24 protein-coding genes are annotated in these 25,277 nt (G+C 50.8%); 17 read left to right on the top strand and 7 right to left on the bottom strand.

Annotated elements, in window-relative coordinates; all coding sequences use genetic code 11:
- The first annotated feature begins 355 nt into the window (after positions 1–355).
- From A0G03_RS14115 to rlmM, 3 genes are all read left to right on the top strand, one after another.
- Positions 356–1,279 (top strand): transcriptional regulator GcvA, encoded by a 924-nt coding sequence (locus A0G03_RS14115; RefSeq protein ID WP_039301315.1) that lies wholly within the window; start codon positions 356–358, stop codon positions 1,277–1,279.
- A gap of 149 nt (positions 1,280–1,428) precedes the next feature.
- Entirely contained in the window at positions 1,429–1,824 is a 396-nt protein-coding gene (locus tag A0G03_RS14110) for a DUF423 domain-containing protein (RefSeq protein WP_039301317.1), read from the top strand.
- The gene (rlmM, locus tag A0G03_RS14105; protein ID WP_048259037.1) at positions 1,817–2,917 is read left to right on the top strand and encodes a 23S rRNA (cytidine(2498)-2'-O)-methyltransferase RlmM; all 1,101 of its coding nucleotides are present in this window, start codon (positions 1,817–1,819) and stop codon (positions 2,915–2,917) included. Before A0G03_RS14110 ends, rlmM begins: the two co-directional genes overlap by 8 nt.
- 45 nt (positions 2,918–2,962) lie before the next feature.
- Here the strand turns inward: rlmM and xni are convergent, their stop codons facing one another.
- The 3 genes from xni to queF all read right to left on the bottom strand — a co-directional run bounded on the left by xni (position 2,963) and on the right by queF (position 6,467).
- On the bottom strand, positions 2,963–3,739 hold the full coding sequence (gene xni / locus A0G03_RS14100; RefSeq protein ID WP_048259038.1) for a flap endonuclease Xni: 777 nt from the start codon (positions 3,737–3,739) through the stop codon (positions 2,963–2,965).
- Positions 3,740–3,817: 78 nt separating this feature from the next.
- Positions 3,818–5,182: a nucleotide 5'-monophosphate nucleosidase PpnN gene (gene ppnN / locus A0G03_RS14095; RefSeq protein ID WP_048259039.1), complete on the bottom strand. Its 1,365-nt coding sequence runs from the start codon at positions 5,180–5,182 to the stop codon at positions 3,818–3,820.
- 436 nt (positions 5,183–5,618) lie between these two features.
- Entirely contained in the window at positions 5,619–6,467 is an 849-nt protein-coding gene (gene queF / locus A0G03_RS14085) for an NADPH-dependent 7-cyano-7-deazaguanine reductase QueF (protein ID WP_048259040.1), read from the bottom strand.
- A gap of 70 nt (positions 6,468–6,537) precedes the next feature.
- On the opposite strand from queF, the gene syd reads away from it, so the two are divergent.
- The 6 genes from syd to A0G03_RS14050 all read left to right on the top strand — a co-directional run bounded on the left by syd (position 6,538) and on the right by A0G03_RS14050 (position 12,032).
- Positions 6,538–7,086, top strand: a complete 549-nt coding sequence (gene syd / locus A0G03_RS14080; protein ID WP_048259041.1) for a SecY-interacting protein — start codon at positions 6,538–6,540, stop codon at positions 7,084–7,086.
- 822 nt (positions 7,087–7,908) lie between these two features.
- Positions 7,909–9,585, top strand: a complete 1,677-nt coding sequence (locus tag A0G03_RS14070; RefSeq protein WP_048259043.1) for an amidohydrolase — start codon at positions 7,909–7,911, stop codon at positions 9,583–9,585.
- Between the two features lie 265 nt (positions 9,586–9,850).
- The gene (locus tag A0G03_RS14065) at positions 9,851–10,297 is read left to right on the top strand and encodes a MarR family winged helix-turn-helix transcriptional regulator (protein ID WP_048259045.1); all 447 of its coding nucleotides are present in this window, start codon (positions 9,851–9,853) and stop codon (positions 10,295–10,297) included.
- Between the two features lie 93 nt (positions 10,298–10,390).
- Complete coding sequence (locus A0G03_RS14060) at positions 10,391–10,741, top strand: YqcC family protein (RefSeq protein ID WP_048259046.1); 351 nt, start codon at positions 10,391–10,393, stop codon at positions 10,739–10,741.
- Positions 10,734–11,519 (top strand): tRNA pseudouridine(65) synthase TruC, encoded by a 786-nt coding sequence (gene truC, locus A0G03_RS14055; protein WP_048259047.1) that lies wholly within the window; start codon positions 10,734–10,736, stop codon positions 11,517–11,519. Before A0G03_RS14060 ends, truC begins: the two co-directional genes overlap by 8 nt.
- A gap of 57 nt (positions 11,520–11,576) precedes the next feature.
- A complete protein-coding gene (locus A0G03_RS14050; protein WP_048259049.1) occupies positions 11,577–12,032 on the top strand; it encodes a flavodoxin in 456 nt (151 codons plus the stop codon).
- A gap of 105 nt (positions 12,033–12,137) precedes the next feature.
- Here A0G03_RS14050 and A0G03_RS14045 read toward each other — a convergent pair whose 3' ends face one another.
- Genes A0G03_RS14045 through map form a run of 4 tightly spaced genes read right to left on the bottom strand, consistent with a single transcriptional unit; the run spans position 12,138 to position 16,988 of the window.
- Positions 12,138–12,527: a DUF3461 family protein gene (locus A0G03_RS14045; RefSeq protein WP_011092626.1), complete on the bottom strand. Its 390-nt coding sequence runs from the start codon at positions 12,525–12,527 to the stop codon at positions 12,138–12,140.
- A 53-nt stretch (positions 12,528–12,580) separates the two neighbouring features.
- Positions 12,581–13,408 carry a 2,3,4,5-tetrahydropyridine-2,6-dicarboxylate N-succinyltransferase gene (gene dapD, locus A0G03_RS14040; RefSeq protein WP_039301345.1) on the bottom strand — a complete coding sequence of 276 codons (828 nt, stop codon included), beginning with the start codon at positions 13,406–13,408 and terminating at the stop codon, positions 12,581–12,583.
- 28 nt (positions 13,409–13,436) lie between these two features.
- Positions 13,437–16,151 carry a bifunctional uridylyltransferase/uridylyl-removing protein GlnD gene (gene glnD / locus A0G03_RS14035; protein ID WP_048259051.1) on the bottom strand — a complete coding sequence of 905 codons (2,715 nt, stop codon included), beginning with the start codon at positions 16,149–16,151 and terminating at the stop codon, positions 13,437–13,439.
- Positions 16,152–16,193: 42 nt separating this feature from the next.
- Complete coding sequence (gene map / locus A0G03_RS14030) at positions 16,194–16,988, bottom strand: type I methionyl aminopeptidase (RefSeq protein ID WP_048259053.1); 795 nt, start codon at positions 16,986–16,988, stop codon at positions 16,194–16,196.
- 344 nt (positions 16,989–17,332) lie between these two features.
- Between map and rpsB the strand changes: the two genes are divergently transcribed.
- The 8 genes from rpsB (at position 17,333) to rseP (ending at position 25,258) form a co-directional block, all read left to right on the top strand.
- Complete coding sequence (gene rpsB, locus A0G03_RS14025) at positions 17,333–18,058, top strand: 30S ribosomal protein S2 (RefSeq protein ID WP_039301351.1); 726 nt, start codon at positions 17,333–17,335, stop codon at positions 18,056–18,058.
- Between the two features lie 134 nt (positions 18,059–18,192).
- Positions 18,193–19,044 carry a translation elongation factor Ts gene (gene tsf, locus A0G03_RS14020; protein ID WP_010296401.1) on the top strand — a complete coding sequence of 284 codons (852 nt, stop codon included), beginning with the start codon at positions 18,193–18,195 and terminating at the stop codon, positions 19,042–19,044.
- Between the two features lie 169 nt (positions 19,045–19,213).
- Positions 19,214–19,939: a UMP kinase gene (pyrH, locus tag A0G03_RS14015; protein ID WP_005975910.1), complete on the top strand. Its 726-nt coding sequence runs from the start codon at positions 19,214–19,216 to the stop codon at positions 19,937–19,939.
- 124 nt (positions 19,940–20,063) lie between these two features.
- The gene (gene frr / locus A0G03_RS14010) at positions 20,064–20,621 is read left to right on the top strand and encodes a ribosome recycling factor (RefSeq protein ID WP_048259055.1); all 558 of its coding nucleotides are present in this window, start codon (positions 20,064–20,066) and stop codon (positions 20,619–20,621) included.
- Between the two features lie 236 nt (positions 20,622–20,857).
- Positions 20,858–22,054, top strand: coding sequence for a 1-deoxy-D-xylulose-5-phosphate reductoisomerase (ispC, locus tag A0G03_RS14005; RefSeq protein WP_048259056.1), 1,197 nt, complete (start codon positions 20,858–20,860; stop codon positions 22,052–22,054).
- A 198-nt stretch (positions 22,055–22,252) separates the two neighbouring features.
- Positions 22,253–23,014 (top strand): (2E,6E)-farnesyl-diphosphate-specific ditrans,polycis-undecaprenyl-diphosphate synthase, encoded by a 762-nt coding sequence (ispU, locus tag A0G03_RS14000; RefSeq protein WP_048259057.1) that lies wholly within the window; start codon positions 22,253–22,255, stop codon positions 23,012–23,014.
- A 9-nt stretch (positions 23,015–23,023) separates the two neighbouring features.
- Positions 23,024–23,881, top strand: a complete 858-nt coding sequence (gene cdsA, locus A0G03_RS13995) for a phosphatidate cytidylyltransferase (protein WP_048259058.1) — start codon at positions 23,024–23,026, stop codon at positions 23,879–23,881.
- 21 nt (positions 23,882–23,902) lie between these two features.
- Entirely contained in the window at positions 23,903–25,258 is a 1,356-nt protein-coding gene (gene rseP, locus A0G03_RS13990; RefSeq protein ID WP_048259059.1) for a sigma E protease regulator RseP, read from the top strand.
- Positions 25,259–25,277: the final 19 nt, after the last annotated feature.

The following is a 25,277-nucleotide window of genomic DNA, read 5'->3' as shown; positions in this document are numbered from 1 at the left end:
ACATCTGCAAAAGGCAGACAAACAAATAGCAAACACAACATCACAACCACAAGCCAAAAGCACCTCAGGTCACCCCTCCGCACTTTTCGTTCCGGCCCAGGAAGTTGCGCTAATATAGGTATTTGCTGGTACATCCTCAACGGACAAATTATAATGCCTCGGATTACAAAAACTAATATATGTACCCGTCATCTTTTTCTTGCAGAGAGTCTGGCTGTTACCGCTGGTGTTAATCGCGTAGCCAGCTAATTGGCTGGCGATCTTTCCCGTTGTTGCCTTTCTGCATCTTAAGATTTAATGGGGACGAATGTGCCTGATAAATCGCTGATTTAGCGCAAACAAAAAGATTTCATTCATGTCAAAACGTCTACCTCCGCTCAACGCATTGCGCGTTTTTGATGCGGCGGCTCGCCATTTAAGTTTTACCAAAGCGGCAGAAGAGCTGTTTGTCACGCAGGCTGCTGTCAGCCACCAGATTAAATCGCTGGAAGATTTTCTGGGGCTGAAATTATTCCGCCGTCGTAATCGTTCCTTGTTACTGACCGAAGAGGGGCAGAGTTACTATCTTGATATCAAAGAGATCTTCTCATCGCTGAATGACGCGACGCGTAAGCTGCAATCCCGTAGCGCGAAAGGCGCATTAACGGTGAGCCTGCTACCCAGCTTTGCTATTCATTGGCTGGTGCCGCGTCTTTCGAGCTTTAACTCCGACTATCCGGGGATTGATGTTCGTATTCAGGCGGTGGATCGTGACGAAGATCGCCTGGCCGATGATGTGGATGTCGCTATCTTCTATGGTCGAGGAAATTGGCCGGGATTGCGGGTGGAAAAGTTGTACGCCGAGTATCTTCTGCCAGTTTGTTCACCCGTGTTGCTGACGGGGAATCATCCGTTGAAAACGCCGGACGATTTGGTCGCGCACACGCTGCTGCACGATGCGTCGCGCCGTGATTGGTTGTCCTATACGCGTCAGCTTGGCGTTCAGATTAACGTGCAGCAGGGGCCGATTTTCAGCCACAGCGCGATGGTGTTGCAGGCGGCGATTCACGGACAGGGCGTGGCACTGGCGAATAATGTGATGGCACAAACGGAGCTCGAAGCCGGGCGACTGGTGTGTCCGTTTAACGATGTGCTGGTCAGCCGGAATGCTTTTTATCTGGTATGTCATGACAGTCAGGCAGAACTGGGTAAAATAGCCGCCTTTCGTCATTGGATTCTGGCGCGGGCGGCCAGCGAGCAGGAAAAGTTTCGCTTCCGCTATGACAACGGTACACGCTGAAATTACATCGTCGACCGTTGAAGATTGACTGACCGAATAACTCACGTAGGTAACTACGTATCAGGCTGATGACAGACCTATTTGCCGAACGAAAACGACGGCCTTTGTCAGCAACCTTGTTTATAGGTAATAACGTACAGGTAATAACGATGAATAGTCGTTTCATGTTGGTATTTGCTGCTATCAGCGGCTTTACTTTTGTCGCGCTAGGCGCATTTGGTTCCCACGTTCTCAGCAAAACGCTGGGTGCAACGGAACTGGGTTGGTTGAAAACCGGCCTTGAGTATCAAGCATTTCACACGCTCGCGATTCTTGCGCTGGCGGTTGCGATGCAACAGCGAACCAATCTGTGGTTTTACTGGAGCAGCGTTTTTCTGGCGTTGGGAACGGTACTCTTCAGCGGAAGTTTGTACTGTCTGGCGCTTTCTCACCTGAAACTGTGGGTTTATGTGACGCCGATTGGCGGAGCCTGTTTTCTGGTGGGATGGATATTAATGTTGATTGGCGCACTGCGTCTGAAGAGAAAGGCTGAACGCCATGAATAGAGTCATTTTGTATTGTCGCCCTGGGTTTGAGAAAGAGTGTGCGGCGGAAATAACGGAAAAAGCTACGCATCACAATGCCTTTGGCTTCGCGCGGGTAAAAGAAAACAGTGGCTACGTCGTGTTTGAATGCTACCAGCATGAAGATGCCGAACGTCTGATGAAAACGCTGCCGTTCCATGAGCTGATTTTTGCCCGCCAGATGTTCGTTAGCGGTGAACTGTTGCGCGACCTGCCGCAGGAAGACCGGATCACGCCGATCGTGGGTATGCTGACTGGTGCGATTGAACGTGCTGGGGAACTGCGCGTTGAAGTGCCTGACACCAATGAAAGCAAAGAGCTGATGAAGTTCTGTCGCAAATTCACCGTGCCGCTGCGTGCGGCGTTGCGCGAACACAAAATTCTGCTGGGCTATGAAAAAGCGGATCGACCGGTACTGCATGTGCTGTTTATTGCACCTGGCTGCTGCTATGTCGGTTACTCCTATAGCAATAACAACTCACCGTTTTATATGGGTATCCCACGCCTCAAGTTCCCTTCTGACGCGCCAAGCCGTTCGACGCTGAAACTTGAAGAAGCGTTTCACGTTTTCGTTCCTGCGGATGAGTGGGATGAGCGTCTGGGCAGCGGTATGTACGCAGTGGATTTGGGCGCTTGCCCCGGCGGCTGGACTTATCAGTTGGTCAAACGCAGCATGATGGTTTATGCGGTAGACAACGGGCCAATGGCACCCAGCCTGATGGACACTGGGCAGGTGATGCACCATCAAGCGGATGGTTTCCGCTTCGAACCACCGCGCAACAATGTGTATTGGCTGGTGTGCGACATGGTAGAAAAACCCGCTAAAGTCACAAGCTTGATGAGTGATTGGCTGATTAAAGGCTGGTGTCGTGAAACGATATTCAACCTGAAATTGCCGATGAAGAAGCGCTATGAAGAAGTGTCACAGAATCTGGCTATGCTGCGTGAACGCCTAAGTGAAAATGGTATTCATGCCGAGGTGCATGCCAAGCATTTGTACCATGACCGTGAAGAAGTCACTGTGCATGTGCGCCGTTTCTGGAGTGCGGTGCCTGGCCGTCGCGACGAGCGATAGTATTGTACTGATGCGTATCTGGTGTCATTCAGGTACGCATCCGTATTAATCCTGCTGAGCGCTACTCTGCACGGGTAGCCTCAACTGTTGCAGATTGCCATTAAGCGTTAAATCGGTACGCAGCGTGGCAACCTGACGGCTGATCAACGCCATTTCTTTATGTTGTTCCAACTTCTTACGCCACTTCTCTGGCACCGTATCTACTTGCTGGTACAACGCTTCCAGACTTCCTGCCTGTTGCAAGAGCTGTGCGGCACTTTTAGGGCCGATACCCGCAACGCCCGGGATCTTACTGCTGCTAATGCCTGCTAGCCCCCAGTAGTCCGTTAACTGCTGCGGTGAAACGCCAAATTCCTGTTCGATAAACGGCAAATCGAGCCAGCGTTTCTGAAAGTAATCCCTGATCTGAATGTGTGGTGCCAATAACTGGCAGTACCCTTTATCAGTCGACACAATCGTTGCCTGATGACCCGCTGAGGACAGCTTGGTGGCTAGTGTGGCAGCCAGATCGTCGGCTTCATTACCGGGGCTATGCCAGCTTTCTACGCCAACGGCGGCAAACGCCGCTTTAATCTGCGAGAGCTCCTGCTTCAGATTATCCGGCATCGGCGTGCGTCCTGCCTTGTAGTCCGGCAAGAGTTGGTGACGCCAACTGGTATCGCGATCTTCATCATCAAAGACGGCTACCGCGTGTGTAGGCTGGCTGTGCTGTATCAACTGATGCAGCGCATGTTGGCATGCGGTGATACAGGGCGAACCTTGTACCGCGTGAATACGACGTATCAGATTGAGCGCGTCGACAATCAGCAAATGGACGGGCATCGCATCATTCCTGTCGTGCTATCCGTGAGTAAAGGGGGAAGCTGGGCTTCCCCACGTAGGTGTTGGTTGAGCGAGCGGTTATGAGCAGATTTCGTAGCAGGGAATATAGGCGCTGCCGGGCAGCTTCATACGCTGCTGTGCGACAAAGCCTTGTAACAGCGTATCCATGCTTTTCATCATCTGCGGGTCGCCATGAATTTTGTACGGCCCACGCTGTTCTATTGCCTGAATACCGACTTCCTTCACATTACCAGCCACGATACCGGAGAATGCCCGGCGCAGCGCGGCAGCAAGCTCTTCAGATGGCTGATTCGGATGCAGGTTAAGATCGGCCATATTTTCATGGCTCGGCTCGAAGGGCAGTTGCAGATCCGGTGCGATGCGCAGTGACCAGTTAAAGCTATAGGCATCACCTGTGTGGCGGCGGCTCTCTTTCACCAGTGGCATTGCTTTCTTCATCTGACGGGCGACTTCTGCGGCGTCATTAATGATGATCGAGTAGTAACGACGCGCCTGACGGCCTAGTGTGCCAACAATGAATTCGTCCAACACGCTGAAATAGTCTGCGCTTTCTTCCGGTCCGGTCAGGATAATTGGCAGCACCTGTTCGCTGTTTTCCGGATTCATCATAATGCCCAGGAGATAGAGGAACTCTTCTGCCGTTCCGACCCCGCCTGGGAAGATAATGATGCCATGCCCAATACGGACAAAGGCTTCCAGACGCTTTTCGATATCCGGCATGATGATCAGTTCATTGACCAGCGGGTTCGGTGGCTCTGCGGCAATGATGGACGGTTCGGTCATGCCAATGAAGCGCCCCTCTTTGTAGCGCTGCTGCGCGTGGCCGACGGCAGCCCCTTTCATTGGTGCTTCCATCGCGCCCGGGCCACAGCCCGTGCAGATATTCAGTTCACGCAGGCCGAGTTGGCTACCTACCTTGCGGGCATACAGGTATTCGATTTCATTAATCGAGTGACCACCCCAACAGACCACCATATTCGGTTCTTCGCCGACGTGGAGCGCCTTGGCATTACGCAGGATCGAAAACACCAGATTGGTGATGTGAGCGGAATTTTCCAGATTCAGGTTCTGATAGCGACCCGCGCTGGCGATTTGGCCGTTAACGAACAGAATGTCGCGCAATACGGCGAACAGGTTAGCCTGCAAGGCTCGAATGATGTTGCCATCAACAAAGGCGTCTTCCGGCGGGTTCACCAGTTCCAGTTTGACACCGCGTTCACGGCGCAGCACGTTGATATCAAAGTCTTCATAACGAGACAGCAGCTCTTTGCTGTTATCTGTCTGGCTACCGGAATTCAGTACAGCGAGGGAACAGTTGCGAAACAAACGGTAGAGGTCGCTGCTGGCCGTGCTTTTCAGCATGTCGACTTCCAACTGCGATAACAAATCCATCGATCCCAATGGGCTGATATGTGTAATCAATTTTGCTCCTTGAAACGCAATATAATTCGCGATGCCATGCTGGCTGCCGAGAGCACAATCCGCTGCTACACGCTCGACGTTTCAGCAACATGGCACGAATGTCATTCATTTAAGCCGCTACGCGAATAAGTTAAATACCGCGAACCTAAATGAAACCTACTTGAGCACCGTTCAGACGTTATGGATCTTTTGTTGTCTGGCATACCACCTTAACGCGCTGCCATCATTTTTTCCAATGTTGGCGGCAGTCTATCTCCTAACTTGCGTGACGCCACGCATATACCCGTCATACTTCAAGTTGCATGTGCGTTGGCTTCACTTACTCACCCGAATCACTTACTTGAGTAAGCTCATCGGGACTCCCTCGTTTGCCGCCTGCCTGAAACTCGAATTATTTAGGGTATGTTACCGTGCAAGCACGCGGCCTATCGGTCGGTTACTGGCGTGGCAGACGGCCATTTGGTGCGCTAAATGGGGTGTTGCTGCGCCACGGGTTGATGTCCAGCCCGCCGCGCCGGGTGTAACGCGCATAAACGCTGAGTTTTTCCGGTTGGTAGTAGTGCATGAGATCGTTAAAAATTCGCTCCACACACTGTTCGTGAAATTCGTTATGATGACGAAACGAAACAATGTAGCGCAGCAGCGCTTCACGATTAATGCGCTTACCGCGATAGTGAATTTGTACGGATCCCCAGTCAGGCTGGTGGGTGATCAAACAGTTGGATTTCAGCAGGTGGCTGACCAGCGTTTCTTCAACGACCGGCGCATCCTGTTCATTTGTCGCCAGATAGTTGGCGTTGAAGTCGTAGCTGTCGATCTGAATGTCTTGATCGTCAATGCATTCGCCTGTGAATCCGGCGAGCGGTTGACCTTCAAGCTCGCTGAGTTTGAAAAGCGTGACGCTGACATCTCCCTGTGCGCAGTGCGCCAGATCGTTGGCTAAGGTTGTGTGCACGCTTTCCCAACTGTCGAATGTCGTCTGATTAAAGCTGTTCAGATACAGCTTAAAACTTTTTGATTCAATCAGATTCAGGCTTTCTGCGTTAAGGTGCATTTCACCAACGGCCACTTGAGGTACACCGCGATTGTTCAGCCAGGAAAGCTCGTAGAGCGTCCAGATATCTGCGCCATGAAAAGGCAGGCTGTCAGGATAAATACCGAGTGGATCGCGATTCAGGCTACGTGGCACCGGCTGTAGAAGTGCGGCATCATAGCGGTCGTGATAGGGAGTGGGTTTGCCCAGTGTCAGCCCGCTTAGGGCCTGATGCTTGTCATAAACGGACATGCTGTTACCTTGATGTGATAAGCGTGATGGCTAATAGTTTAACCTGACTAAAAGAGTGATGAGAAAAATTATGGAGCATGAGGTTGTTTCTGCACTGGCGGCGTTTACCCAGCGCTATGTTGCCTGTTGGCAGCAAGAGAAGGGGCATTTGCCTGCCAGTGAAGCGCTTTACGGCATACCTTCCCCGTGTATTGTTGAAAATCATGAGGATACGGTTTACTGGTCGCCACAGCCTTTTGCCCTTTCAGCCGCATTGGATGGGGTGGAACGTGCGTTGGAAATCAGCCTGCATCCTGATGTTCACGCGTTCTACACTGCGCAATATGCTGGAGATATGGCTGCGCAGTTTGATTCACTCTCTTGCCAACTGTTGCAGGTGTGGAGCGAGGATGACTTCACCCGTATGCAGGAAAACCTGATTGGCCATTTATTAACGCAGAAGCGCCTTAAACTCACGCCGACGCTGTTTTTAGCGACGACAGATTCTGAGATGACAATGGTGTCGTTATGTAATGTTTCAGGGGAAATCGTTCTGGAAGAATTCGGAACGAAGAAACGTCAGCACATAGCGCCGACCCTGGCGGCGTTTCTTTCTGGCCTTAACCCGTTAGCGGTCTAATGGTTAATCGAATTTCACTTTCGGCTTTGTGAGAGATCTCTTACATTTGCTGTAAGAAATGTCTTATCTTTAATGTTGAAAATAGGTTTCATTTTTATTTTTTCATTATTAATTAGTTAATTACAACCAAAATTCACTGTGCTACTTAAGGGGCATTGAGAAACATTGTCACTTACCCCTTGCCGAAAGCTGACAATTAATACATCTTATTACTTAAATTAGTAACCGGTTACAGTGTATGTAACGGTGACTATCGGTAACAAAATAACGTTACTGCACTCGGGTTGTTTTCAGGAAGATGCATTGTTTTCAGGAAGAAATAGTCGTTTCAGGAAGAAGCGCGGTTTTCAGGAAGAAATACGATTTCAGGATGAAATCAGGGACACCTCCAGGAAGGAGACCGAGAGCCGATTAGGAATGTCGGTGGGGCAGGAGCCTAAAGGGATTGAATCACGGAAGATACAGGATGGAAACGTCAGGACGAAAGTGGGACGCCAGCAAGGATTGTGGGTCAGGATGACCAAAAAGGAAAAGTTTTCACGGATGAGCAGGGACGCAAATGTGTAGCGGGATAGCTATAAAACGAACCGGGGGTACTGAGCAATCAGTACCCCCAACTTTTTACCTGTATGGCATGCTTTTCCCTCCCCGAACGCATTGATGTAGTTGCGTTACAAAGAAAAAAACACTCCATACGTTATACCCGAGCTGCAACTGAATGTTGGCGGTGAGCCTGCATCTAGAATTTGCAATTAGTCTGAAATTTTACTAAATTAGTTTTTTAGTAAGTTATCGGACTATTTAGCAAAGGAAAACGCAGTGATGAAATTCAATGTAAAAATGCTGTCAGTCACACTTGGCCTGTTTACCAGCCACGCTTTTGCACATACCGTCTATGAAAATGCACGGATTTATACCGTTAATGATCAACAGCCAACGGCATCAGTTCTGGTCGTGGATCAGGGAAAAATTATCTACGTCGGCGGAAACGATGGTGCGAAGCAATTTAAAGCAACCGCTACCGAGTTGGTGGATTTAGAGGGAAAAACCGTACTGCCAGGTTTTATTGAAAGTCACGCTCACCCTGCAACGGTAGCGGTGATGCAGGCAGGGGATTTTTTGTATGTTGACGGTGCGGCAAGCCTGACGCAGATTCTGAGCCAGTTAAAAGATTATTTAGCTGCGCACCCGAAAGCTAATTATTTATTAGCTCAAGGTTTTAACGTTGCCTCGCTCGGCTTGCCACAAGGCACGTTGCCGACTGCTGCTGATTTAGACACCGTCTCCACGAGTATTCCTATCGTGGTTTATGACAGCGGAATGCACGCCGGATGGGCGAATAGCGCAGCGTTGAAAGTCGCCCACGTCGATGCGAATACGCCCGATCCTATCTCAGGGAAACACTATTTTGAGCGTGATAACAAAGGCAACCCGACAGGCTTCATGCATGAAAGCGCGATGCACAATGTTGTCGACGCGCAGCAATTTAACACGGTAGAAAACGTCGCTGAGCAACTTAAACCGATTTTAAATACCTACCACTCTCTAGGTTTTACCGCGATTACGGATGTCGGCGATACTTTTAGCACGACAGTTGCTGCCATTGCCCGCTTAAACGATCAGGGGAAATTGAAGGTATATTATCAGCGCGGCTATTTTTATGATGCGGCCAAATCGACGGAACAAAATATTGCCAGCCTTAAAGCCCTGCGTGAAAAATATAACCGGGGGAATTTGTCGATGAATCTGTATAAATTATTTATGGATGGCACGATAGAAATGGACTCAGGGGCGATGTTCAAGCCCTATCCCAATGGCAACATCGTTGAGCCATTTTTAAGCCAGCAGCAGATTAACGACAATGTTGCAGCAGCCTTGAAAGCGGGCTTCTCTGTGCATGTACACGCGATAGGTGATAAAGCGCAGCAGTCGATTTTAGACGCATTTGAGGCTAGCAAAAAAATTAACCCGCATTTGGCTCGCGTGATTGCCCACAACCAAGTGTTTGAGCCGCAGGGCGTGCAGAAATTTGCCGCAATGAAGGACAATTTATTCCTGCAAACGACGCCAAACTGGACGGTGGTAAATGAAAAAGATGAAACCAAAACCAAAATTGGTAGCGATGCCTACAATCATCAATATCTGCTCGGGCAAGTGGTACGCGAGGGCGTCGCGGTGACCTTCGGTTCTGATTATCCCGCCAATACTTTTGATGCGGTTAACCCATTCAGTCAAATGTATCATGCCATCAAGCGCGGTCAGCCAAATGCTGGCTATCTTCCTCCAACGGATGCGGCAATGACGCTTGGTCAAAGCTTGCAGGCTTACACGATTAATGGCGCGAGGCAGCTTGGTATCAGTGATATAACCGGTAGTCTTGAGAAAGGGAAAAATGCCGATTTTATTATTGTGGATACCGATATTGGTAACGCGGATCTGGAAAAATTGAAAAATACCAACGTGTTGGCAACCTATTTCAAAGGGGAAAAAGTGTACTAACGTACATCATGTCCACTATAATTCGGCCGCGCGGAAAGGCAGCAACCGAATGAATTCCCCGGAAGCTTGCACAAGCCAGTAACTGGGGAAGTCGTCACGCTGCCGAGTAGAGAAACTGCCGTAGCCCCAATAGCACGAAGCCTATGGATGGGCCGGAATCATATCAGCGCATCTATCATCCGAAATAGGTCGGGTAGATAACGCAGTGATTGGATTTCATTGCCTGGCGATTTTGAGTAATTAGCCCATTTGTAGGATATTTCATATGCATCGATTAGATGAATTAGGCAGACAACTCAATCATCTCGATAACTTGTTTCAACAATGGATGAAGAAGTTAGGCTTTAATCAAAACGCCTTTGCAGTTCTGCATTCGTTGGCGGTATCCCCAGACGGAAAATGCACGCAAAAATATATTTGTGAGCGATGGAGCCTGCCTAAGCAAACTGTGTTTAGCATCTGCAAGCTATTCAAAGAGCAAGGGTTGATTGACATCACTGAAAGCGAGCATGACAAGCGGGAAAAAATCCTGACGTTAACTGAGCTGGGGAAACAACGCACTCAGCCGATTTTGACGCAATCGAAGATATTAAGTGAACGCGCTTTCGGGGCATTAGGTCAGGAACAAACGCAGCAACTTTTCTCCAATTTAGAGGGATTTTGCAGGGTGTTTGAACAAGAGATGGATAATGTGCCTGGGCGTAGTGAGTAGGCGTACAGCCTTCTCTTACTGGCGATTGGGTCAGGCTGATATCAATGCTATGCTTTGCCGCCATTACTGTTGGCTTCAAGGGCGAGAAACCACATGAGCAGAGAGAATCAGATTCGTCAGTCATTATTCGATATTGAGCGTGCATTGAGGGAAAGCCCTTTCTGGCAGGTTGTTCCGCCGGAAGATGAGGCGTTTAACAGCACTGAGCCCTTCAGCCTCGATACCATGCGGCCCGAAGAGTGGTTGCAGTGGGTCTTTTTGCCGCGCATGCACGCTTTGCTGGACAGCGAGTTAGCGCTGCCTGCCGAGCTGGCTCTGCTCCCCTATTTTGAAGACGCGCTGGAAGGCACCCCGGAACAGACGGCGGCGATTCTTTTGCGTATCAAGCAACTCGATGAGCTATTTAACCCCGACGTACAGGATGGCGCAGTGAACGATGCTTGAGATTATTTATCAGGATGAGCATCTGGTTGCCGTCAATAAACCCAGTGGCTGGCTGGTGCATCGCAGTTGGCTGGATCGCAAAGAGAAAGTCGTGGTGATGCAGACTGTGCGCGATCAGGTTGGCCAGCACGTGTATACCGTTCATCGCCTCGATAGGCCTACATCCGGTGTTTTGCTGCTTGCGCTGTCCAGCGAGGTGGCGCGAGCACTATCCCAGCAGTTTGAATCGCACCAGATGCAGAAAACGTATCATGCCGTTGTGCGCGGCTATGTGTTGGATGATGGCGTGATCGACTATGCGCTCACCGAAGAGCTGGACAAGATTGCCGATAAGTTTGCCAATCCTGATAAAGCGCCGCAGCCTGCCGTCACGCATTACCGTTCTTTAGCGCAGGCTGAGATGCCAGTCGCCATCGGCCGTTATCCAACGGCACGCTACAATTTGATGGAACTAAAGCCGCAGACTGGGCGTAAACATCAGCTACGCCGTCATATGTCACATCTTCACCATCCGATTATCGGCGACACCGCGCACGGTGACTTGCGACATAACCGTGGTATGGAGACGCATTTCTCCTGCGGTAGGCTCATGCTGCACGCCAGCGAGTTACTGCTGAATCATCCCGTGACCGGGCAGCCATTGACGCTGCAGGCACGCTGGGATTCGCCGTGGCAGGGGGTGATGAGGCAGTTTGGCTGGCAGGGGATTCTCCCTGATTTTGAAGGGGTTGAGTTTCCTGCCGAGTCAGGTCAGGATAGCGGGCATCTCGTCGAGTAATACCTGTCGTATTGCCGTCGTATTACGTACATCCGAATTAAAAAGGGAGTCAGAAGCATGGCGCAGATTGGTATTTTTGTTGGTACGGTCTACGGGAATGCATTGCTGGTGGCTGAAGAAGCCGAAAATATTCTCAAGGATCGCGGCCACGAGGTTAAGGTCTTTGAGGATGCGACGCTGGAATCCTGGCTGGATTATCGTGAGCATGCGGTTTTAGTTGTCACGTCAACGACGGGACAAGGCCAACTGCCTGATTCTATTGTTCCGCTTTACGCGGCACTGCGTGAAAAAGGCGGCTATCAGCCCATGCTGCGCTATGGCGTTATTGCGCTGGGCGACAGTAGCTATCCGAATTTCTGCGCAGGCGGCCATATTTTTGATGCGCTATTGCAGGAAATAGGTGCTACGCGTCTGGGTAACGTTTTGGATATTGATGCGGTCGAAAATCCTGAACCTGAAGTCGTTTCATGCCCGTGGGTTGAAGAATGGGCAGATTTGGTTGATGCACAGTGATGTCGCGCTGAGATAAGAAACGGGAGCTAATATGGCTCCCGTTTTTATTTGCTTTCCATCATCACGATATGTTTTAACGACGATGAGGTTTAGAGATGATCGTATTTAGCGATTCTTGGTCAACTTCTCTAAATCCGCTTCGATTTCGGTAATTTTGTGGGAAACGACGCTTTCCAAATGACGTAGATCGTCAAGGATTTTGCGTTTCAGATCGACTTCAACCTGTTCCTGTTGGCAAATCTTGTCTAGTTCATCAATCACATAACGCAGATTTGGGCTGATCTCATTGATCTCTTTATAGCCCTGTCCGCTGTTGTCTGCAACGATGGTCTTGCGCTGGCGTGGATATTTGAATTTCACGCTTTTAGCAAAAAACTCACCCTTATCCTTACGGAAATAGATCTTCAGGATGTCGTTATTCGCTTCCTGACGCAGGCTATAGCGATCGATATCATCGGGATTGGTAATGCCCAGGCTTTTTAGATTGTCATACATAGCGTCACCTTCTTGGTAAAAAAACGGCGGGTGATTAACCCGCCGTTTCTAGTTTAGTCGATGGAGCGTAATAGCTCATTGATGCCCACTTTACCGCGGGTTTTCGCATCCACTTTCTTCACAATGATGGCACAGTACATGCTGTGGCTACCATCCTTGGACGGCAGGTTGCCGGAAACCACGACGGAACCCGCAGGAACGCGGCCATAGTGAATTTCACCGGTTTCACGATCGTAAATACGAGTGCTTTGGCTGATGAACACGCCCATGGAAATGACGGAACCTTCCTCAACGACAACGCCTTCCACCACTTCAGAACGCGCACCGATGAAGCAGTTATCTTCGATGATGGTTGGGTTAGCCTGTAACGGCTCCAGCACGCCACCGATGCCGACGCCACCGGACAGGTGAACGTTTTTACCGATTTGGGCGCAGGAACCGACGGTTACCCACGTATCTACCATCGTACCTTCATCGACATAAGCACCGATGTTGACGTAAGACGGCATCAGTACGGTATTACGTGCGATATAAGCACCGCGACGTACGCTGGCTGGCGGTGCAACACGTACGCCTTCACGCTGGAAACGCGCTTCATCATAGTCAGCGAATTTCATTGGCACTTTGTCGAAAAAGCGAGTTTCTCCGCCTTCGATAAGTTGGTTATCGTTAATACGGAAAGAGAGCAGCACGGCTTTCTTCAGCCACTGATGGGTAACCCATTGGCCGTCGATTTTTTCTGCAACGCGCAGGGCGCCGCTATCCAGCAGGCTAATCGCCTGATTAACGGCTTCACGCGTTACAGTGTCTGCGTTTGCCGGAGTGATGTCTGCGCGGCGCTCGAAAGCCGTCTCAATGATGTTCTGTAATTGTTGGTGCATCCTGATTTCTCTTTCCTGATTGTAAAAATTAACTCAATGGTACTTTATCGTTTGGGTTAAGGGCTTCTGTCAACCGTTCTTGCAATTTAAGACGCAATTCCGGCTTCAATGCCCGCCTGTCGCTGTCGGCCAGGATGAAAAGATCCTCCACCCGTTCGCCGATCGTCGAAATGCGTGCGCCATGCAGCGACAGATTGAGATCGGCAAAGATCTCACCGATTCGTGCCAGCAGCCCTGGCTGGTCAAGTGCGCTGAGCTCCATGTAGCTGCGTCTGTCGGTATGCGTCGGCAGGAAGTTGACTTCGGTTGGCACACTGAAATGACGCAGCTTGGGCGACGGCCGTCGTACGCGCGGATGCTGGTAGTGTCGGTGTGTCAGCGACTGTTCCAGCGCCTGGCGTATCATTTCATGCCGATCCTGTGCCAGCGGACTACCGTCCGGTTCCAGCACAATAAAGGTATCCATCGCCATGCCGTCGCGGCTGGTAAAAATCTGTGCGTCGTGCACGCTAAGGTTGCGCCTATCCAGCTCGCCGGCGACTGCCGCGAAAAGATAAGGTCTGTCAGGGCTCCAGATAAAGATCTCCGTACCGCCACGACTGGCCTGATGGCTGATCAGCACCAGCGGTTTGTTGGTATCGTGCTCCAGCAAATGGCGCGCGTGCCAGGCAATCTGGTTTGGTGAGTGGCGCAGGAAGTAATCGGCTCGACAGCGGCTCCAGATATGGTGTAGCGCTTCTTCGTCAATGTTATCCATACGCAGTAGCGCCAACGCCTGCAAGCGGTGATGCCGCACACGTTCGCGTAAATCTGGCGTATTTTGCATGCCACGGCGCAGCTGTTTTTCGGTTGCGAAATAGAGTTCACGCAACAGGCTCTGCTTCCAACTGTTCCACAGGGTTTCATTGGTGGCGCAGATATCCGCAACCGTCAGGCTGACCAGATAGCGTAAACGGGTTTCGCTTTGTACTTCCGTAGCAAATTGCTGAATAACCGTGGGATCCTGAATATCGCGACGCTGTGCGGTGACGGACATCAGCAGGTGGCAGCGTACCAGCCAGGATACCAATTGAGCTTCGCGTGAATTCAGTCCGTGCAGCGCGGCAAATTCCAACACATCCTGTGCGCCCAGTTCAGAGTGATCGCCTCCACGGCCTTTGGCGATATCGTGGAACAGTGCGGCCAGCAGCAGCAATTCTGGCTGGGGCAGGCGAGGGTAGAGCTCTACGCACAGCGGGTGCTGCGGTCGCGTATCCTCGTCGGCGAAGCTTTCCAGCTTGAGCAGAACGCGGATCGTGTGCTCATCCACCGTATAGGCGTGAAACAGATCGAACTGCATCTGACCGACGATATTCCCCCACAGTGGCATATACGCCCACAGCACACTATGGCGGTGCATCGGCAGCAACGCACGGCTTACCGCATACGGATGGCGTAGAATATTCATGAATAGTTGGCGCGCTTCTGGAATGGTGCAAAGCGGGCTGGCGAGATGACGACGAGCATGGCGCAACTGGCGTAATGTGGTGGAATAAATGCCGCTGATGTCACGATTACGCACCATTAGGTAGAACATGCGCATGATGGCTTCCGGCTTTTTGATAAACAGATTTTCATCCCGCAGGTCTACCAGATTGCCGCGTAGCTGGAATTCATCGTCAATCGGGCGGGGTTTTTCGCTCGCATCCAGCGCCAGAATTGCTTCATCAAAGAGCTGCAACAGCATCTGGTTCAACTCGCTGACGCGACGCGTCATGCGGTAGAAATCCTTCATCATGCGCTCTACTGGCGTGTTGCCTTCGCCCTGATATTGCAACAGTTGCGCGACGTTAAGCTGCCTGTCGAACAGCAGACGGTTGTCGTAACGCGGCAGGATCAGGTGTAGGGCGAAGCGAATGCGCCACAAAAAGCTTTGGCACTCATTAAGCTCTTTACGCTCGGCCTCTGTCAGAAAGCCGAAACCCACCATCTCGTTGAGCGAGGTCGCGCCAAAGTGGCGTCTTGCGACCCACAGCAGCGTGTGAATGTCGCGTAGCCCGCCTGGACTGCTCTTGATGTCGGGCTCCAGATTGTAGCTGGTGCTGTGATAGCGTTGATGGCGTTCCTGTTGTTCGGTGATTTTTGCCGGAAAAAACGTAGATGACGGCCAAAACTCATCACTGAATACGTGTTTTTGCAGCGTGAGAAACAGGGCTACGTCGCCGCATATCATGCGTGATTCGATCAGATTGGTCGCGACGGAAATGTCTGCACGCCCTTCCTGTAAACACTCTTCCAGCGTTCTGACGCTATGGCCGACTTCCAGCTTCAAATCCCACAGCAGGGTAATGAATTGGCCGACACGCTGGGAATGCTCTTCACTAAGCGCTGTCTGGCTTAACACCAGTACGTCGATATCGGAAAGCGGGTGCAGTTCGCCGCGGCCATATCCACCAACGGCGACCAGCGAAGTTTGAGCGATATTTTCAAAGCCGTGGAAGTACCACAGCCGCTGCAACAGACGATCGATGAATAAGGTTCTAGCATCAATCAGCTTTTCTGCGCTAACGCCGGAGCGAAATTTTGAACCGAGCCAGAGCTGGAATAGCTCCAACTGCTGTTTCAACGCCTGGCAATTTAGCATGTCATCAGCGTAGGTTAGTGGTGACGCGGGGGGCGGTGTTGCCGCAATGGCATTTACAGGGCTGTCTGGTGAGGAAGCATCAGGTGGCGTACTGTCTGGCGAAAAGCGTTTATCTGTCATAGCACAGCCCATAAAAAAAGCCGGCATCTGCCGGCTTAGTGTTTACTGTTCATGCGTGATGATGTTGGGGATGGTGTCATCCTTTCGCAACGTCATTATTTCGCAGCCGTTTTCGGTTACCACAATAGTATGCTCGTACTGTGCCGACAAGCTGCGATCTTTGGTTTTTACCGTCCAACCGTCTTTCATCGTACGGATACGGAAATCACCCGCGTTGAGCATAGGCTCGATTGTAAAGGCCATACCAGCCTGCAACACCACGCCGCCGTCATCTGCATCGTAGTGCAGAACCTGCGGCTCTTCGTGGAAGCCCTTGCCGATGCCGTGACCACAATACTCACGTACCACGGAGAAGTTGTGCCCTTCTGCAAATTGCTGGATTGCTTTGCCCAGCGTACGCAGGCGAATACCCGGCTTAACCATTTTCAGCGCCAGATAAAGGCTTTCCTGCGTGATGCGGCAGAGACGTTCGCCCAGAATGGTCGGCTTGCCAGCGATAAACATTGTTGACGTATCGCCGTGGAAGCCGTCTTTGATCACGGTGACGTCGATGTTGACGATATCGCCATCTTTCAAAATACGCTCGTCGCTAGGGATCCCATGGCACACCACTTCGTTGATGGAGATGCAGACGGATTTCGGGAAGCCGTGGTAGCCCAAACAAGCAGAAATGGCCTGCTGCTTATTGGTGATGTGATCGTGACAGATTCTGTCTAATTCGGCGGTGCTCACGCCGGGTACCACGTGAGGTTCGATGATTTCCAGAACTTCGGCAGCAAGACGACCCGCTACGCGCATTTTTTCGATGTCTTCAGAGGTTTTAATTGAAATTGCCATTGATGATTGTCCGCAGGTGCCTGTTAAGCACGAAAATTAAGAGCGATAACTAATAACTTATGTTACCAGCCCTGCCGCTGGCTTGCCAAATTATCATTCGGATTAGTAGATTGGCGAATAACAAATGTTGGTGTCGCAGGCGGATTTATGGTATAAAGCGCGCCGATGATCCGGCTGGATATCGGTTATACGATACTCAACCACATCGACTAAACTCACTTTGTGTAAATAACACACACATGTCGGCACGTTCGCCGGGGTGCTCCTGAGGTGTTTCACCGGATGGGGTCGGCGCAATGGGACATGTGGAGGCATAACCCCATACTTAATTAATAGAGGTAATCATGGCAACTGTTTCCATGCGCGATATGCTCAAGGCTGGCGTACACTTTGGTCACCAGACCCGTTACTGGAACCCGAAAATGAAGCCATTCATCTTCGGTGCGCGTAACAAAGTTCACATCATCAACCTTGAAAAAACTGTACCAATGTTCAACGACGCTCTGGCTGAGTTGAGCAAAATTGCTTCTCGCAAAGGCAAAATTCTGTTCGTTGGTACTAAGCGCGCAGCAAGCGAAGCGGTAAAAGATTCTGCTAACAACTGCGATCAGTTCTTCGTGAACCATCGTTGGTTGGGCGGCATGCTGACTAACTGGAAAACCGTTCGTCAGTCCATCAAGCGTTTGAAAGATCTGGAAATCCAATCTCAAGACGGCACGTTCGACAAGCTGACCAAAAAAGAGGCGCTGATGCGCACTCGTGAACTGGACAAGCTGGAAAACAGCCTGGGTGGTATCAAAGATATGGGTGGCTTGCCAGACGCGCTGTTCGTTATCGATGCTGATCACGAGCACATCGCAATCAAAGAAGCTAACAACCTGGGTATTCCGGTATTCGCTGTGGTTGATACCAACTCTGATCCAGATGGCGTTGACTTCATCATCCCTGGTAACGATGACGCAATCCGTGCAGTTAACCTGTACCTGAGCGCTGTTGCTACTGCTGTCCGCGAAGGCCGTTCTCAAGATCTGGCTGTGCAGGCAGAAGAAGGCTTAGTAGAAGCTGAATAATAAGTCTGGCTCGTCGAGCCCTTATTAACCAGGTAGTACTAGTTTGGTTAGGGGCCTTTTTATGGCCCCTTTTTCACTTTTAAAGCTGTTTGGTCGTGACGACCGGGCAGTACAAATCTTCCGAGGATTTTAGAATGGCTGAAATTACCGCATCCCTGGTAAAAGAGCTGCGTGAGCGTACCGCAGCAGGCATGATGGAATGTAAGAAAGCGCTGGTTGAAGCTAACGGCGACATCGAGCTTGCAATCGAAAACATGCGTAAATCCGGTGCGATCAAAGCAGCGAAGAAAGCAGGTAACGTTGCTGCTGACGGCGTAATCAAGACTAAGATCGACGGTAACTACGCTGTGATTCTGGAAGTTAACTGCCAGACTGACTTCGTTGCTAAAGATGGTGGTTTCCAGGCGTTTGCTGACAAAGTGCTGGATGCTGCGGTTGCAGGCAAAATCACTGATGTTGACGTGTTGAAAGCACAGTTCGAAGAAGAGCGTGTTGCACTGGTTGCTAAAATCGGCGAGAACATCAACATTCGTCGTGTTTCCGCTCTGGAAGGCGAAGTTCTGGGTAACTACCAACACGGTGCGCGCATCGGTGTTCTGGTTGCCGCTAAAGGCGCTGATGAAGAGCTGGTTAAACACTTGGCTATGCACGTTGCTGCAAGCAAGCCTGAATTCGTTAAGCCAGAAGATGTGTCTGCTGAAGTGGTAGAGAAAGAGTACCAGGTTCAGTTGGAAATCGCGATGCAGTCTGGCAAGCCGAAAGAAATCGCAGAGAAAATGGTTGAAGGCCGCATGAAGAAATTCACCGGCGAAGTTTCTCTGACTGGTCAGCCTTTCGTTATGGATCCAGCCAAGTCTGTTGGTCAGCTTCTGAAAGAGCACAACGCTGACGTGACTAACTTCATCCGTTTCGAAGTGGGTGAAGGCATTGAGAAAGTTGAGACTGACTTTGCTGCTGAAGTTGCAGCGATGAGTAAGCAGTCTTAATAGTAAAAAAAGAGCCGCCAGTTGGCGGTTCCTTTTTATCCAGCCCCACGAGTTTTAGTTCGCTTGGCTTCCTGCATTCAGGCAGGAGCTGGGTGGAACAGTTTTGATTTTTACAGTATTGATTTACACAACCCCCCAATACCACGACAGCCTGTAGGATAAGAACACCATGGCAACCAATGCAAAACCCGTCTATCAACGAATCCTGCTGAAACTCAGTGGCGAAGCTTTACAGGGAACTGAAGGTTTTGGTATCGATGCGAGCATTCTGGATCGCATGGCTCAGGAAGTGAAAGAACTGGTTGAGTTAGGCATTCAGGTCGGTGTAGTTATCGGCGGTGGTAACCTGTTTCGTGGCGCGGGTCTGGCTAAAGCGGGTATGAACCGCGTTGTGGGCGACCACATGGGAATGCTGGCGACCGTCATGAATGGTCTGGCAATGCGTGATGCGTTGCACCGTGCCTATGTGAACGCTCGCCTGATGTCTGCGATTCCCCTGAATGGCGTCTGTGACAACTACAGCTGGGCGGAAGCGATCAGCCTGCTGCGTAATAATCGCGTAGTGATTTTCTCCGCTGGGACAGGTAACCCGTTCTTTACCACGGATTCTGCGGCTTGCTTGCGCGGCATTGAGATTGAAGCGGATGTCGTATTGAAAGCGACCAAAGTCGATGGCGTCTATTCTGCCGATCCAGTACAAGATCCTTCAGCGACGATGTATGAAACGCTGACCTATCAAGACGTGTTAGAACGTGAACTGAAAGTGATGGATCTTGCTGCGTTCACGCTGGCACGCGACCATAATTTGCCGATCCGTGTTTTCAACATGAACAAACCTGGCGCACTGCGTCGTGTTGTCATGGGTGAAAAAGAAGGGACGTTGATTAGTCAGTAACTCAAATTATGGGGTAATATATCCCCAGTATTGCGCCTATGCCAGCCGAGCGCTGGCATTAATTATTCACTGGGTCATGTACTGACATGGCCTGCCAGGCAACCAGTTTTCAAGGGTTCACAACGTGACTAATGAAATCAGAAAAGATGCTGAAACGCGCATGGACAAATGTGTTGAAGCGTTTAAAAACCAGATCAACAGAATCCGTACCGGCCGTGCATCGCCTAGTATTCTGGATGGCATTCAGGTTGAATACTATGGCAGCGCAACGCCATTGCGCCAACTCGCTAACATCGTGGTAGAAGATTCCCGTACGCTGGCGATTTCGGTATTCGATCGCTCACTTAGCCCTGCGGTTGAGAAAGCGATCATGGCCTCCGACCTCGGCTTGAACCCGTCTTCTGCTGGCACCGTAATCCGTGTTCCATTGCCACCTCTGACGGAAGAACGTCGCAAAGATCTGATCAAAGTCGTCCGTGGCGAAGCAGAACAGGGGCGTATCTCTGTACGCAACGTGCGCCGTGATGCTAACGACAAGTTTAAAGCACTGTTGAAAGACAAAGCGATCAGTGAAGATGAAGAACGTCGTGCTCAGGACGATGTGCAGAAATTGACCGACAACTTCATTAAGAAAGTGGACGTCGCACTGGCAGAAAAAGAAGCGGAGCTGATGGAGTTCTAATCAGCCTGTTGGATATTGCGCCGCAGGATGTTTTTTCCGGCGGCGCTTTATTTTTATATAATGCGTGTTATGTAATCAATGGGTGAAGGCCAGCCCCTCTGGGTAGTAAACAATTTTTTGCTGTGCATATACCTGTGGCTATCGTGACTGTGATCGATAGCAGAGATATATCATGGTAATCCTCTCAGACTCGTGTACCTTCCTGTCATCAAATCCGGTTATTCAGAGCATTTTTAATGAAGCAACTGACAATTCTTGGTTCCACTGGCTCTATTGGCGTCAGTTCTCTGGCTGTGATTAAAGCCAACCCCGATAAATTTGCCGTACGCGCGCTATCCGCTGGGTATAACGTCAAGCTGATGCTGGAACAGTGCCTCACTTTCCAACCCGCCTATGCCTCAATGGCTGATGAAACCTCAGCAACTGCTCTGCGCCAGCAGTTGGCGGAATACGGCTGCAAAACAGAGGTTCTGGCGGGAGAACAGGCGGCGTGCGAACTTGCTGCATTGGATGGTGTCGATCAGGTCATGGCTGCGATTGTTGGTGCGGCTGGGCTGTTGCCGACGCTGGCGGCAATCCATGCCGGAAAACAGGTTTTGTTGGCGAATAAAGAATCACTGGTTACCTGCGGGCGTCTCTTTATGGATGCCGTCGCGCAAAGTGGTGCGCAGCTTTTACCGATTGATAGCGAACATAATGCGATTTTTCAGAGTTTACCTGAGCAAATTCAGCGCCAATTAGGCTACGCTTCATTGTCGCAGCATGGGGTCGAACGTATTGTTTTGACTGGCTCCGGTGGGCCGTTTCGTGAAACTCCCGTGTCGGCGCTGGCAGACATGACACCGGATCAGGCGTGTGCGCATCCAAATTGGTCAATGGGGCGCAAAATTTCTGTTGATTCTGCCACGATGATGAACAAAGGGCTGGAGTATATCGAAGCGCGCTGGTTGTTTAATGCCTCTGCCGAACAGATGGAAGTCATTATTCATCCGCAGTCGGTGATTCACTCGATGGTGCGTTACCGTGATGGCAGCGTTCTGGCGCAGCTGGGTTCGCCCGATATGCGCACGCCGATTGCTCATGCAATGGCTTACCCCGAACGTGTGGCATCGGGCGCAAAAGCGTTAGATTTTTGCCAAATTGGTGCGCTGACATTTTTAGCACCGGACTATGCGCGCTATCCTTGTTTGCAGTTGGCGATTGATGCCTGCAATCACGGTCAGTCAGCTACCACGGCATTGAACGCTGCAAATGAAATTGCTGTGGCGGCATTTTTGCAGTCGCAGATACGCTTTACGGATATCGCGGCGGTAAATCAGCATGTTATTGAACAACTTACATTGCCAGAACCCACCAGTGTTGATGATGTTTTGTTCATCGACAACTGGGCTAGACAGGTCGCAGCACAGACCCTGACACATTACGCGCGATAGCCGGATAGACCCATGGCACAATTTGTTCATGTGCGGTGGAGGTGGTATAGTCTGCGTCACTCAATGGTTGATTATGCGAAAGTTGTTTAATCGACCGTGAAGCTAAGCCGTGATCGTTCACGGCTTTTTTTGCGCTAACGGGGTCTGATGTTACGGAAGGACTGTTGTATTTCTTGCTTGAGGAAATAAGTACGCGTTATGCCGTCCGATAATCAAAAGAATACTAACGATCTGCCACTCGCCGGGCCACGGCATGTTGCCATCATCATGGATGGCAATGGTCGCTGGGCAAAAAGCCGGGGGAAGATGCGGATTTTTGGCCATCAGGCTGGTGTAAAGGCTGTGCGACGTTCAGTCAGCTTCGCCGTGAGCCAAGGGCTGGACGCATTGACACTTTACGCATTTAGCAGTGAAAACTGGAACCGTCCGGCGCAGGAAGTTTCCGCACTCATGGAGCTGTTTGTTCGAGCGCTGGACAGCGAAGTGAAAAGTCTGCATAAGCACAATGTTCGCTTGCGGGTGATTGGTGATATCGGCCGCTTCAGCCCGCGTTTACAAGAGCGAATCCGTCGTTCAGAAGTGCTGACAGAAAAGAATCAGGGGCTCACACTGAATATTGCCGCGAATTATGGCGGCCGTTGGGATATTATTCAGGGAGTACGGCAACTTGCAGAGCAGGTGCAGGAAGGCATTCTGCGCCCTGATAGCATTAATGAAGCGTCATTATGTCAGTATATCTGTCTGAATGATCTGGCTCCGGTTGATTTGGTGATCAGAACCGGTGGAGAACACCGCATCAGTAATTTTCTTCTGTGGCAAATTGCTTATGCTGAACTTTACTTTACTGATGTCCTCTGGCCTGATTTCGATGAACAAGTCTTTGAAGGTGCGCTGAATGCTTTTGCACAACGCGAGCGCCGCTTCGGGGGAACAACACCTATCGATGCTGATGCATCCTAGGGGGAACTTTTGCTGAAGTATCGCCTGATTACTGCTTTTATCTTGATTCCGATGGTTATTGCAGCGCTATTCTTGTTGCCTCCTTTGGGATTCACACTTGTTACGTTGGCTGTTTGTATGCTGGCGGCATGGGAATGGGGTCAATTGGCGGGGTTTGCCTCTTATGGTCAACGCCTATGGCTCGCGATCCTATGTGGTTTCTTGCTGGCGCTGATGCTGTTATCACTCCCAGCCTACCATTACTCCGTTCATATCCCGCAAATCAGTATTGCGCTCTGGTCATCACTGGTATGGTGGGGTGTCGCGCTGTTTTTGGTTCTGTTCTATCCGGCTTCTGCCTCATTCTGGCGTCATTCACGCGCATTGCGGCTTGTGTTTGGCATCATGACGATCGTGCCGTTTTTCTGGGGCATGGTTGCGCTTCGTCATTACAATTACGCGATTAATCCTTTCGCTGGTGCCTGGTGGCTGCTGTACGTCATGCTGCTGGTCTGGGGAGCGGACAGCGGTGCCTACATGTTTGGCAAACTGTTTGGTAAGCGGAAACTCGCGCCAAAAGTCTCGCCTGGCAAAACCTGGGAAGGTTTTCTCGGTGGCCTGGCAACCTCAGCGCTCATCTCTTTGCTGTTTAGCCTCTATGCCCCATTAACGATAGCGCCAGTGACGTTACTGATCTGTTCTATCGCCGCTGCGCTGGCCTCGGTATTGGGTGATTTGACGGAAAGCATGTTCAAACGTGAGGCGGGCATCAAAGACAGTAGCCATTTGATTCCGGGGCATGGTGGTGTGCTCGATCGTATCGATAGCCTGACGGCTGCGGTTCCTGTGTTCTCTTGCCTGATGCTGCTGCTGTTTAAAGTGGCTTAGAATAAAGCGGTAGAGCTATTTATGTTGAGTTTTCTCTGGAATCTTGCCGCGTTTATCATCGCACTGGGTGTGTTGGTCACCGTCCATGAATTTGGACATTTTTGGGTGGCCCGTCGCTGTGGTGTGAAGGTGGAGCGCTTCTCTGTCGGCTTCGGTCGCGCACTATGGCGTCACCGTGATCGTACCGGTACGGAATTCGTCATTGCGCTGATCCCGCTTGGCGGCTACGTGAAGATGCTGGATGAGCGTGTCGACACCGTAGCACCAGAATTCCGCCACCAATCCTTTAACAGTAAAACGGTCTGGCAGCGCGCGGCTATCGTCAGCGCGGGTCCGATTGCCAATTTTCTGTTTGCCATTGTGGCGTACTGGCTAGTGTTTATTATCGGCGTGCCGGGTGTGCGTCCGGTAGTGGGTGAAATACTGCCCAACTCCATTGCTGCGCAAGCGGAAATGTCGGCGGGAATGGAACTAAAGTCCGTTGATGGTATCGAAACGCCTGATTGGGATACCGCGCGTCTGGCGCTGATCGGTAAAATCGGCGATAGCGATGTCGTGATCGGAACCGCACCTTTGGGCTCCGACCGTGTCGTCCAGAAAACGCTGGATTTACGCGAGTGGCAGTTTGAGCCTGATAAGCAAGATCCGGCTTCCTCGCTTGGGATTATCCCGCTAGGTCCGCGAATTGAGCCCGTGTTGCAGCAGGTGCAGGCAGGCTCGGCAGCGGAAAAAGCAGGTTTGCAAGTCGGAGATAGGATCGTTAAAGTCGACGGGCAGGCGCTAGCGCATTGGCGTGATTTTGTCATCGCCGTGCGTGATAACCCCGGGCAATCTATTGCTCTGGAGGTGGATCGACACGGTGCAGCGGTACCGTTGACGTTAACGCCAGACAGCAAATCTGTGGGAAGTGGCAGAGTTGAAGGTCTGGCTGGCGTGATGCCAAGCGTGACGCCGCTGCCTGAAGAATACAGGACTGTGCGCCAGTATGGGCCGTTCAGTGCTGCCTATCAGGCAACAGATAAAACCTGGCAACTGATGAAATTGACCGTCAGTATGTTAGGGAAACTGGTTATGGGTGATGTTAAGCTGAATAACCTGAGTGGTCCCATTTCGATTGCTCAGGGTGCAGGAATGTCAGCAGATTATGGATTGATTTATTACCTGATGTTTTTGGCCTTAATCAGCGTCAATTTGGGGATCATCAATCTGTTCCCTCTGCCGGTATTGGATGGTGGACACCTGCTCTTTCTTGCGGTTGAAAAGCTGAAGGGCAGGCCGGTTTCTGAGCGTGTGCAGGACGTTAGCTATCGCATTGGTACAGTGTTGCTGATGTTGTTAATGGGACTCGCACTTTTCAATGATTTCTCTCGTCTCTAGGCGCGGGATTAGGTTAGGA

It is taken from the genome of Pectobacterium peruviense, assembly GCF_002847345.1.
Classification (GTDB): domain Bacteria; phylum Pseudomonadota; class Gammaproteobacteria; order Enterobacterales; family Enterobacteriaceae; genus Pectobacterium; species Pectobacterium peruviense.
This window is presented reverse-complemented; position numbering and strand designations above follow the sequence as displayed.

Bases quoted from the DNA above. Each gene is read 5' to 3' on its own strand.
- A0G03_RS14050 (WP_048259049.1), top strand. From the start codon at position 11,577: ATGGCGCAGATTGGTATTTTTGTTGGTACGGTCTACGGGAATGCATTG.
- A0G03_RS14065 (WP_048259045.1), top strand. From the start codon at position 9,851: ATGCATCGATTAGATGAATTAGGCAGACAACTCAATCATCTCGATAAC.
- ispC (WP_048259056.1), top strand. From the start codon at position 20,858: ATGAAGCAACTGACAATTCTTGGTTCCACTGGCTCTATTGGCGTCAGT.
- syd (WP_048259041.1), top strand. From the start codon at position 6,538: ATGGAGCATGAGGTTGTTTCTGCACTGGCGGCGTTTACCCAGCGCTAT.
- A0G03_RS14070 (WP_048259043.1), top strand. From the start codon at position 7,909: ATGAAATTCAATGTAAAAATGCTGTCAGTCACACTTGGCCTGTTTACC.
- truC (WP_048259047.1), top strand. From the start codon at position 10,734: ATGCTTGAGATTATTTATCAGGATGAGCATCTGGTTGCCGTCAATAAA.
- rlmM (WP_048259037.1), top strand. From the start codon at position 1,817: ATGAATAGAGTCATTTTGTATTGTCGCCCTGGGTTTGAGAAAGAGTGT.
- tsf (WP_010296401.1), top strand. From the start codon at position 18,193: ATGGCTGAAATTACCGCATCCCTGGTAAAAGAGCTGCGTGAGCGTACC.
- ispU (WP_048259057.1), top strand. From the start codon at position 22,253: ATGCCGTCCGATAATCAAAAGAATACTAACGATCTGCCACTCGCCGGG.
- A0G03_RS14060 (WP_048259046.1), top strand. From the start codon at position 10,391: ATGAGCAGAGAGAATCAGATTCGTCAGTCATTATTCGATATTGAGCGT.
- A0G03_RS14115 (WP_039301315.1), top strand. From the start codon at position 356: ATGTCAAAACGTCTACCTCCGCTCAACGCATTGCGCGTTTTTGATGCG.
- glnD (WP_048259051.1), bottom strand. From the start codon at position 16,151: ATGACAGATAAACGCTTTTCGCCAGACAGTACGCCACCTGATGCTTCC.
- map (WP_048259053.1), bottom strand. From the start codon at position 16,988: ATGGCAATTTCAATTAAAACCTCTGAAGACATCGAAAAAATGCGCGTA.
- rpsB (WP_039301351.1), top strand. From the start codon at position 17,333: ATGGCAACTGTTTCCATGCGCGATATGCTCAAGGCTGGCGTACACTTT.
- pyrH (WP_005975910.1), top strand. From the start codon at position 19,214: ATGGCAACCAATGCAAAACCCGTCTATCAACGAATCCTGCTGAAACTC.
- dapD (WP_039301345.1), bottom strand. From the start codon at position 13,408: ATGCACCAACAATTACAGAACATCATTGAGACGGCTTTCGAGCGCCGC.
- A0G03_RS14045 (WP_011092626.1), bottom strand. From the start codon at position 12,527: ATGTATGACAATCTAAAAAGCCTGGGCATTACCAATCCCGATGATATC.
- xni (WP_048259038.1), bottom strand. From the start codon at position 3,739: ATGCCCGTCCATTTGCTGATTGTCGACGCGCTCAATCTGATACGTCGT.
- A0G03_RS14110 (WP_039301317.1), top strand. From the start codon at position 1,429: ATGAATAGTCGTTTCATGTTGGTATTTGCTGCTATCAGCGGCTTTACT.
- rseP (WP_048259059.1), top strand. From the start codon at position 23,903: ATGTTGAGTTTTCTCTGGAATCTTGCCGCGTTTATCATCGCACTGGGT.
- queF (WP_048259040.1), bottom strand. From the start codon at position 6,467: ATGTCCGTTTATGACAAGCATCAGGCCCTAAGCGGGCTGACACTGGGC.